The 8,216-nt window shown below is 68.6% G+C and carries 8 protein-coding genes; 3 read left to right on the top strand and 5 right to left on the bottom strand.

The features are described 5' to 3' along the window. Nucleotides 1-247: 247 nt before the first annotated feature. From ACXAID_RS25610 to ACXAID_RS25620, 3 genes are all read right to left on the bottom strand, one after another. The gene (locus ACXAID_RS25610; protein ID WP_475024990.1) at nt 248-1,102 is read right to left on the bottom strand and encodes a TIGR02569 family protein; all 855 of its coding nucleotides are present in this window, start codon (nt 1,100-1,102) and stop codon (nt 248-250) included. A 36-nt stretch (nt 1,103-1,138) separates the two neighbouring features. Beyond that, entirely contained in the window at nt 1,139-2,332 is a 1,194-nt protein-coding gene (gene moeZ, locus ACXAID_RS25615; protein ID WP_475024991.1) for an adenylyltransferase/sulfurtransferase MoeZ, read from the bottom strand. Nucleotides 2,333-2,499: 167 nt separating this feature from the next. After that, nucleotides 2,500-3,558: a DUF3152 domain-containing protein gene (locus ACXAID_RS25620; RefSeq protein WP_475024992.1), complete on the bottom strand. Its 1,059-nt coding sequence runs from the start codon at nt 3,556-3,558 to the stop codon at nt 2,500-2,502. 166 nt (nt 3,559-3,724) lie between these two features. On the opposite strand from ACXAID_RS25620, the gene ACXAID_RS25625 reads away from it, so the two are divergent. Beyond that, nucleotides 3,725-4,399 carry a TetR/AcrR family transcriptional regulator gene (locus tag ACXAID_RS25625; protein WP_475024993.1) on the top strand — a complete coding sequence of 225 codons (675 nt, stop codon included), beginning with the start codon at nt 3,725-3,727 and terminating at the stop codon, nt 4,397-4,399. A gap of 80 nt (nt 4,400-4,479) precedes the next feature. On the opposite strand, the gene ACXAID_RS25630 is transcribed toward ACXAID_RS25625, so the two are convergent. Then, nucleotides 4,480-4,731, bottom strand: a complete 252-nt coding sequence (locus ACXAID_RS25630) for a DUF3107 domain-containing protein (RefSeq protein WP_475024994.1) — start codon at nt 4,729-4,731, stop codon at nt 4,480-4,482. Between the two features lie 237 nt (nt 4,732-4,968). Here ACXAID_RS25630 and ACXAID_RS25635 point away from each other — a divergent pair, with 237 nt between their 5' ends. Next, on the top strand, nt 4,969-5,838 hold the full coding sequence (locus ACXAID_RS25635; RefSeq protein WP_475024995.1) for a hypothetical protein: 870 nt from the start codon (nt 4,969-4,971) through the stop codon (nt 5,836-5,838). A gap of 1 nt (nt 5,839) precedes the next feature. Here ACXAID_RS25635 and ACXAID_RS25640 read toward each other — a convergent pair whose 3' ends face one another. Next, the gene (locus ACXAID_RS25640; protein ID WP_475024996.1) at nt 5,840-6,544 is read right to left on the bottom strand and encodes a ferritin-like fold-containing protein; all 705 of its coding nucleotides are present in this window, start codon (nt 6,542-6,544) and stop codon (nt 5,840-5,842) included. A gap of 255 nt (nt 6,545-6,799) precedes the next feature. Here ACXAID_RS25640 and ACXAID_RS25645 point away from each other — a divergent pair. Further along, the coding region (locus tag ACXAID_RS25645) for a DEAD/DEAH box helicase (protein ID WP_475024997.1) at nt 6,800-8,216 on the top strand (1,417 nt) is incomplete at its 3' end.

Here is an 8,216-nt window from a genome sequence, read left to right on the forward strand (position 1 = left end):
CATCGCCCCAGCCTGACGCCACCAGATACTGGCAACCGTGGTCGACACGCCCATGTCCTGCGCCGCGGCAAATAACGGCTCGCCTTGACACCCCCGGTCGAACAACGTCCTCCGAGTCTCCAACGGATGGGGATAACCACTTGGCATTGCAACCTCCAAAATCCTGGGACGTTGCAATAGACAATTGATTCTGCCGCGCGACGCACTACCGGGAACGCACGTTCGCGGCGTTACAACGCCAAAGGCGCTACACCGCCAGACGCACCAGCGCCGCGGTGCGGGACAGACCCGGGAACGCCGCCGCGGTGGCACGCGGGTGCAGGGCGTGCACCGCCAGCCGGAACATCAAGGCACGCAACAGCATCTGCGGCCACTCGGGAAGCGCCGACCACCGCTCGATGAGACCGTCGTCGGCCCCGCCCCAGGACAGCGCATCGACCACGACCACGCCGGCGGCCCATGCCGGCGGGCGCCAGTATGGAGTGATGTCGGTGATCCCCGGCGCAGCACTGCCGGCGAACAGCACCGTTCCGTAGAGGTCCCCGTGCACCAGCTGGCTGGGGCTCTTGGTCGGACGGCGCAACGCGGCGAGCTGTCTGATCAGCTCCACCGACTTCTCCCCGTCGGCCGTCCCCGGCGCCACCCGCGCACCGGGCGGCAACGAGTGCAGCGGGCGTTCCTCCCAGGCGGCACGGTCGGCGGCATTGAAGACATCCACGTCTGCCCAGGGAGCCACCGGCGGCTGGGTCAGGAACCGCGGCCGCTCCAGCTTGGCCGTCGCCTCGTGCAGCCGCACCGCGGCCGAGACGACCTCGTCGTGGCGCGGCTCGGGCGTCCCCGCCACGTAGGTGTCGGCCCGCCATCCGGCGACGACATAGCGCCCGTCGGTGGAACGCACCGGCCGGGCCAGGCGCACCCCGTCGACGAAGAGGGTTTCGCGGACCTTCGCCGACCAGGCCGCCCGGGCATGGTCGGCGACCAGCGACAACACCACTTCACCGCAGCGCCAGCCGCCCTCCCAACTGGATCCCAGCGGGGCGGGCCGCACACCGGACAGCCCGAACGCCGCAAGCACATGATCTGGCGGGCGCTCAGCGGTCACCGAAACAGCCTAAGCGCAGCGGCGGCCAACCCGGCGTTAGTACATCACCATGTCGGGTTCGAGTTGCTTGGCCCAGGCCACGATGCCGCCCTGCAGATGCATCGCGTCGGTGAACCCGGCCCGTTTGATCACCGCCAGCGCCTCGGCCGAGCGCACCCCGGTCTTGCAGTACAGCACCGGGACCCGGTCCTGCGGCAACTTGGCCAGGCCGTCACCGGCCTCGATCGCCGACTTCGGGATCAGCTCGGCCCCGTCGATGTGGTTGATGTCCCACTCCACCGGTTCCCGCACGTCGATCAGCGCGTACTTCTTGCCGGAATCGAGCAGTTCGCGCAGTTCACGCGGTGTGACGGTGGAATCGAGCACCGCCTCGCTGGCTTCGTCGGTGATGGCGCCGCAGAACTCCTCGTAGTCGATCAACTCGGTGATCTTCGGGGTCGAGGGATCCTTGCGGATCTTGATGGTGCGGTAGGTCATGTCCAGCGCGTCGTAGACCATCAACCGGCCCAGCAGCGATTCGCCGATACCGGTGATCAGTTTGATCGCCTCGGTGCCCATCACCGAGGCGATCGACGCGCACAGGATGCCCAGCACCCCGCCCTCGGCGCAGGACGGCACCATTCCCGGCGGCGGCGGCTCGGGATAGAGGTCGCGGTAGTTCAGGCCGCGTTCATTACCGGCCTCATCGGCCGGGGCGTCCTCCCAGAACACCGACACCTGACCCTCGAACCGGTAGATCGAGCCCCACACGTAGGGCTTGCCCGCCAGCACCGCGGCGTCGTTGACCAGGTAGCGGGTGGCGAAGTTGTCGGTGCCGTCGATGATCAGGTCGTACTGCTTGAACAGGTTGACCGCGCGGTCGGGCTCGAGGCGGAACTCGTGCAGGCGCACCTCCACGAGGGGGTTGACCTCGAGGATCGAGTCGCGGGCGCTCTGCGCCTTGGGCCGGCCGATGTCGGACTGGCCGTGGATGATCTGGCGCTGCAGGTTGGATTCGTCGACCTCGTCGAACTCGACGATGCCGATCGTCCCCACCCCCGCGGCGGCGAGATAGAGCAGCGTCGGTGACCCGAGCCCGCCGGCACCGATCACCAGCACGCGGGCATTCTTGAGTCGCTTCTGCCCGTCCAGCCCGAGGTCGGGGATGATGAGGTGGCGGCTGTAGCGGGCCACCTCCTCACGGGTGAGCTCAGCCGCGGGCTCTACCAGCGGCGGCAGCGGTGTTGACACCGATTTTCTCCTTGGTTGGCTCTTGCCATCATCTCAGCAGGTACGAGGTTCAACAGCAACGAGGGCCGGGCGCTTCCCGCCAGCTCACGGGCGACGACGGTGTGCGCCACCCACAGGGTTGCCCGCCCGGCACACCACAAACACCGTCGGGGCGCGCGGCCCGGCGATCAGGCGATCGGATACGGCCAGGGGTTGAACCGGCAGGTCAGACCGTCGGCGGTGACCGTGCCGGGGTCGAATCGGGCGGCATCGTCGTTGCTGGTGGAGAACGTCTGCTGCATCATCACCGGCGCCAGGTCCCCGTCGGCCGGGCACTGCTCGTGGCGCTGGTAGCCGATGGCATGGCCCACCTCGTGGTTGATCAGGTACTGCCGGTAGGAGCCGATGTCACCCTGGAACGGCACCGCGCCGCGGACCCAGCGTGCCTCGTTGAGCAGCACCCGCGGCTGGCCGCCGTAGACCGGGTTGTAGCAGGACGCCTCGAGCTGGATGTCGTAGCCGCAGCCCTCCCGCACGGTCATCGGAGACGTCAGTGAGACGCGGAAGTCCGGCTCCACCCCCGAGGAGGCGTCCACCCGGGTGAAGGCGAACTGCTCGTTGTGCGTCCAGCTCTTCGGGTTGGCCAGCGTTTCGCTGACCATGCGCGCGAATCCCTCGTCCCCGCCGAACGTCGTGGTGTCCACCCCGTCCTCGACCTCGACGGTGTAGGTGAAGTTCTTGGTGGTGCCTTCCCCGATCTGGGGGGTGGTCCCGGGCACGATGTGCCAGGTACCGGCACCCACCGGGGTGAACGGCCCGCCGTCGGGCAGGATTCCGGTGGGCAGGCTGGCGTCGAACTCGGTCAGGCCCTTCGGGGGGGCGCCGACGATCGCGGTGCTGGGCACGCCGATCGTCGGCGGGCCCTGCACGGGTCCGTCCTCCTCGGCGGCCCGCGGCGCCGAGGTGCCGGTGATGGTCTGGTAGAGCACCACCGCGGTCAGCGCGACCAGCACCGGCAAGGCGTAGGCCCGCCAGCCGTAGGTGGAGATGAAACGGCCGATCCAGGTCTGCTTGCGCCAGCGCTTGCGCTCGTCCCGGTTGGACCTGACCCGCCCGGGGGCGGGCGCCAACGGGTCGCGCTGCGCGCGCAGCGGCTCGCGCCATTCGTCGCGAAGCACCGGGACGCGACCGCCCCCGTGCCGCTCAGGACCCGTATGCCCTCCTCGCGCGCGGGAGTCATAGGTCACCGACACAGAATGACACAGGACGATGGAGATGCACTTCCGGCGCGCCACCGCAGCGGCATGCCCGAGCCGGTGGCACCCGCCTTACGCTGCTGCCCGGCCAACGGTAGTAGTGTCAGTGCGAAGCACGTTCACCATGCCGGTCGCGCCGGCGGACTCGAGGTTCTTAATGAGTGATCTCGCCAAGGCGGCGCAGCGGCGAGGGGGGAAACCCGGTACCGGGCTGCCCGGCGCCGGTGGCGCACGCCGCGGCAATCGAATGCCCCGCGATGAGCGCCGTGGGCAGTTGCTCGCCGCAGCCAGCGAGGTGTTCGTCGACCGCGGCTATCACGCAGCGGGCATGGACGAGATCGCCGACCGGGCCGGTGTCAGCAAACCCGTTCTCTACCAGCATTTCTCATCGAAGGTCGAGCTCTACCTGGCGGTGCTGGCGCGCCATGTGGACAACCTGGTCTCCGGGGTGCGTCAGGCGTTGCGGACCACCACCGACAATCGGCAGCGGGTTCGTGCCGCGGTGCAGGCTTTCTTCGACTTCATCGAACACGACAGCCAGGGCTACCGGCTGATCTTCGAGAACGACTACGTGACCGAGCCGCAGGTCGCCGCCCAGGTCAAGGTCGCGACGGAGGCCTGCACGGACGCCGTCTTCGATCTCATCAGCCACGACTCCGGGCTCGAACCGCACCGCGCGCGGATGATCGCGGTCGGATTGGTCAGCATCAGCGTCGACTCGGCGCGCTACTGGCTCAACAACGAGCGGCCGATCGCCAAGGACGACGCCGTAGAGGGAACGGTCCAGTTCATCTGGGGCGGGTTGTCCCACGTGCCACTGACGCGGTCCTGACCCCGTTCAACGCCGAAATGGCATTCCGGCAGGCCCGCACTCGCGATTCGCCTGCCGGAATGCCATTTCGGCGGAACTGATCAGCCGGCGGTCTTCGCCGCCTCGCCGCCGACGCCGAACCCGATGCGCCGCGAGTCGGCAGCGCCGATCTCGACATAGGCGATGCGTGCGGCCTGCACGATGAAACGGCGGCCCTTGTCGTCGGTGAGGGCCAGCACGCCCGATTCGGCCCCGAGCGCATCACCGACCGCCTTCTCCACCTCCGCCGGAGTCTGCGCGCTGTTGAGAATCAGTTCGCGCGGGCTGTCGGTGACACCGATCTTGACCTCCACGTGAGAACCCTTCCGTTGGTCTGCTCATGCCTTACGAGAGGAGGCTAATCGACGCCGAACACCGGGTGCGGTGCCGGGACCTTCGCCGTCGGCGAACGCCGCGCACGGCACCGCGACGCGGAGGCGACCGAACCGAGTCCCGACCGTGACCGACGGGAAGGCGCGTCAACCTCATCCGTCACTTCTGCCTCGATAGCATCAGCCCCGGCAAACGCACGACATGACTGGGGCAGGTGCATGAACAGGCCGTACACCGCAAGCTCGCCGTATTCCCTGACGCCTACCGAGCGGATTCGCTACCGGAAGGGCGGCGGCACCCGCGACTTCGAGGGCAGCCCCGATGCGTTCGGCGACGACCACGACACCGACGTGTACCCGCGCTACTCCCGCGACGGGGACGACGGCTACGGCTCGTACGGCCACGATCACTACTCCGAGGACTACCCCGAGGACTTCGACGACTACGACGACGACTACGACGACGACTACGACGATGACGAGATCGTCGACGAGGCCAGCATCGACCGGCGCTGGATGTGGATCGGCGGGGTGGCCGGCGCCGTGCTGTTCGTCGCGGTGATCGCGACCAGCATGATCCTCAGCGGTGGCGACAGCGGCTCGGTGTCGGCCACGGTCGCCTCTCCGCTGCCCAGCTCCAGCGGCCCCACCCCCAGCCAGGACCCCGACTCGGCACCACGCGCAACCGTCCCGCCGAGCCGGACCCTGCCGCCCGAGACGGTCACCACGCTCACCCCGAGCGCCGAGACTCCCCCGCCGCAACCGTCGCTCGTCCCGCCCCCGGCCGCACCGCCGCAGGCCGCGGCACCGCCGGCCGCGCCGGGCACCATCACCTACCACATCACCGGAAACCGCGACCTGATCGATCTGGTCACCGTCATCTACACCGATCAGCGCGGCGCGCTGCAGACCGATCTGAACGTCGCGCTGCCCTGGTCGAAGACCGTGGTGCTGGATCCAGGTGTCACCTTGACCTCGGTGACCGCCACCAGCGTGCGGGGTCAGCTCAACTGCAGCATCACCGACGCCAGCGGAAACCTGATCGCCGCACAGAACAGCAACTCGATCTTCACCAACTGCACACGCTGAGTCAGGCCAGCCCCAGTTCGCGCATCCGGCTGTTGTGCGTGTTCTGCAGCTTGTCGAAGAAGTCCGTCATCTGCGACAGGCCACCGCCGGACATGACCAAATCGACCAGCTCATCGTGGTCGGCGAGCACGTACTGGGCCTGGGTGATCGCCTCGCCCAGCAGCCGCCGGGACCACAGCGCCAACCGGTGCCGCTGCCGGTCGCTGGCGGTCACCGCCGCGCGCACCTCGCCCACGACGAACTGCGAATGGCCGGTCTCGGAGAGCACCGAACGCACCACGTCGCCGACCTCGCCAGGCATCGAACCGGCGATCTCCAGATAGAAGTCGGCCGCCAGGGCGTCCCCCACATAGGTCTTGACCAGCGCCTCGAGCCAGGTACTCGGAGTGGTCAGCCGGTGGTAGTTCTCCAGCGCCGAGGCGTACCGCGACATCGCCGGCACCACGTCGACACCACGCCGTTCCAGCGCGTCGCGCAACACCTCGTAGTGGTTCATCTCGGCGGCGGCCATGCTGGCCATGTTGATGCGTCCGCGCAGGTTGGGCGCCATCCGCGCCTCGTCGGTCAGCCGGTAGAACGCGGCGACCTCGCCGTAGGCCAGCAGCGCGAACAACTCCACCACACCGGGATGCTCCGACGTCGCCGCGGGCGTCTTCGCCTGCTCGGCGGAGGCGGAGGAGGCGGCCGCAGCCGGCGTCGAAGTCATGCCCCAACTCTAACCGCCACGGCCCGCCTGGACCGTGGGGCGATCCGACCGGTTACCATGGAATCGGTGTCGACGCGAACGTCGACGGATCGAACCAGGTCGGGTCGGCGGATTCAGCGCAGGCACCGTGGAAATGTGCGTGCACGACGAAGGCGGCCCGCCCCCTCAGTGCAGGGCCCGACGAAGTGCTTCTTCTCAACTCGTGCGCGCGTGGAAACGCATGAGGATTGAGAACGAAAGGCTCCGTCTAACCGTATGACCTCTGTGACTACGCACACCAACCCGTCCTTCGCCGAACTCGGAGTTCGCGACGAGATCGTCCGCGCTCTGGGCGAGAACGGCATCGAATACCCCTTCGCCATTCAGGAGCTGACCCTGCCGCTGGCCCTGGCCGGCGACGATCTGATCGGTCAGGCCCGCACCGGCATGGGCAAGACCTACGCGTTCGGTGTTCCGCTGCTGCATCGCATCACCAGCGACTCCGAACGCACGCTGACCGGCATCCCCCGCGCCCTGGTCGTCGTCCCGACCCGCGAGCTGTGTCTGCAGGTGTACGGCGACCTCGCCGCGGCCGCCAAGTACCTCAAGGCCGAAGACGACCGCAAACTCTCGGTGACCGCCATCTACGGCGGCCGTCCCTACGAGCCACAGATCGAGGCGCTGCAGACCGGCGTCGAGGTCGTGGTCGGCACCCCGGGCCGGCTGCTCGACCTGGCCCAGCAGGGGCATCTGCAGCTCGGCGGCCTGTCGACGCTGGTGCTCGACGAGGCTGACGAGATGCTCGACCTGGGCTTCCTGCCCGACATCGAACGCATCCTGCGCCAGATCCCCGACCAGCGCCAGGCGATGCTGTTCTCGGCGACGATGCCGGATCCGATCATCACGCTGGCCCGCACGTTCATGAGCCAGCCCACCCACATTCGCGCCGAGGCGCCGCATTCGGCCGCCGTCCACGACACCACCGAACAGTTCATCTACCGCGCCCACGCGCTGGACAAGGTCGAGCTGGTCAGCCGGGTGCTGCAGGCCGACGGCCGCGGCGCCACCATGATCTTCACCCGCACCAAGCGCACCGCCCAGAAGGTCGCCGACGAACTCGCCGAACGCGGCTTCAAGGTCGGCGCCGTGCACGGCGACCTCGGGCAGGGTGCCCGCGAGAGCGCCCTCAAGGCGTTCCGCACCGGTGATGTCGACGTGCTGGTCGCCACCGATGTCGCGGCACGGGGCATCGACATCGACGACATCACGCATGTCATCAACTACCAGATCCCCGAGGACGAGCAGTCCTACGTGCACCGCATCGGCCGCACCGGCCGCGCCGGCAAGACCGGGATCGCGGTCACCCTGGTCGACTGGGACGAGCTGGCGCGCTGGTCGATGATCGACAAGGCGCTGGGCCTGGACACCCCCGAGCCGGCGGAGACGTACTCGAGCTCACCGCACCTGTACGACGAGCTCAACATCCCGGCCGAGGCCGGCGGCAAGGTGGGCAAGGCCCGCAGTGCCTCCGGCACCCGGTCTTCCGCCGGCACCCGGACACAGTCGTCGCGGCGCAGCGCGGAGGGCAGCTCCGACGACAAGCCGGCCCGGTCGAACCGCAACCGGCGGCGCACCCGCGGCGGCAAGTCCGCCGGCGCCCACCCCGATGCCACCGAGCAGAGCGCACCGGCCG

Source organism: Mycobacterium sp. ABE4_509, assembly GCF_056160785.1.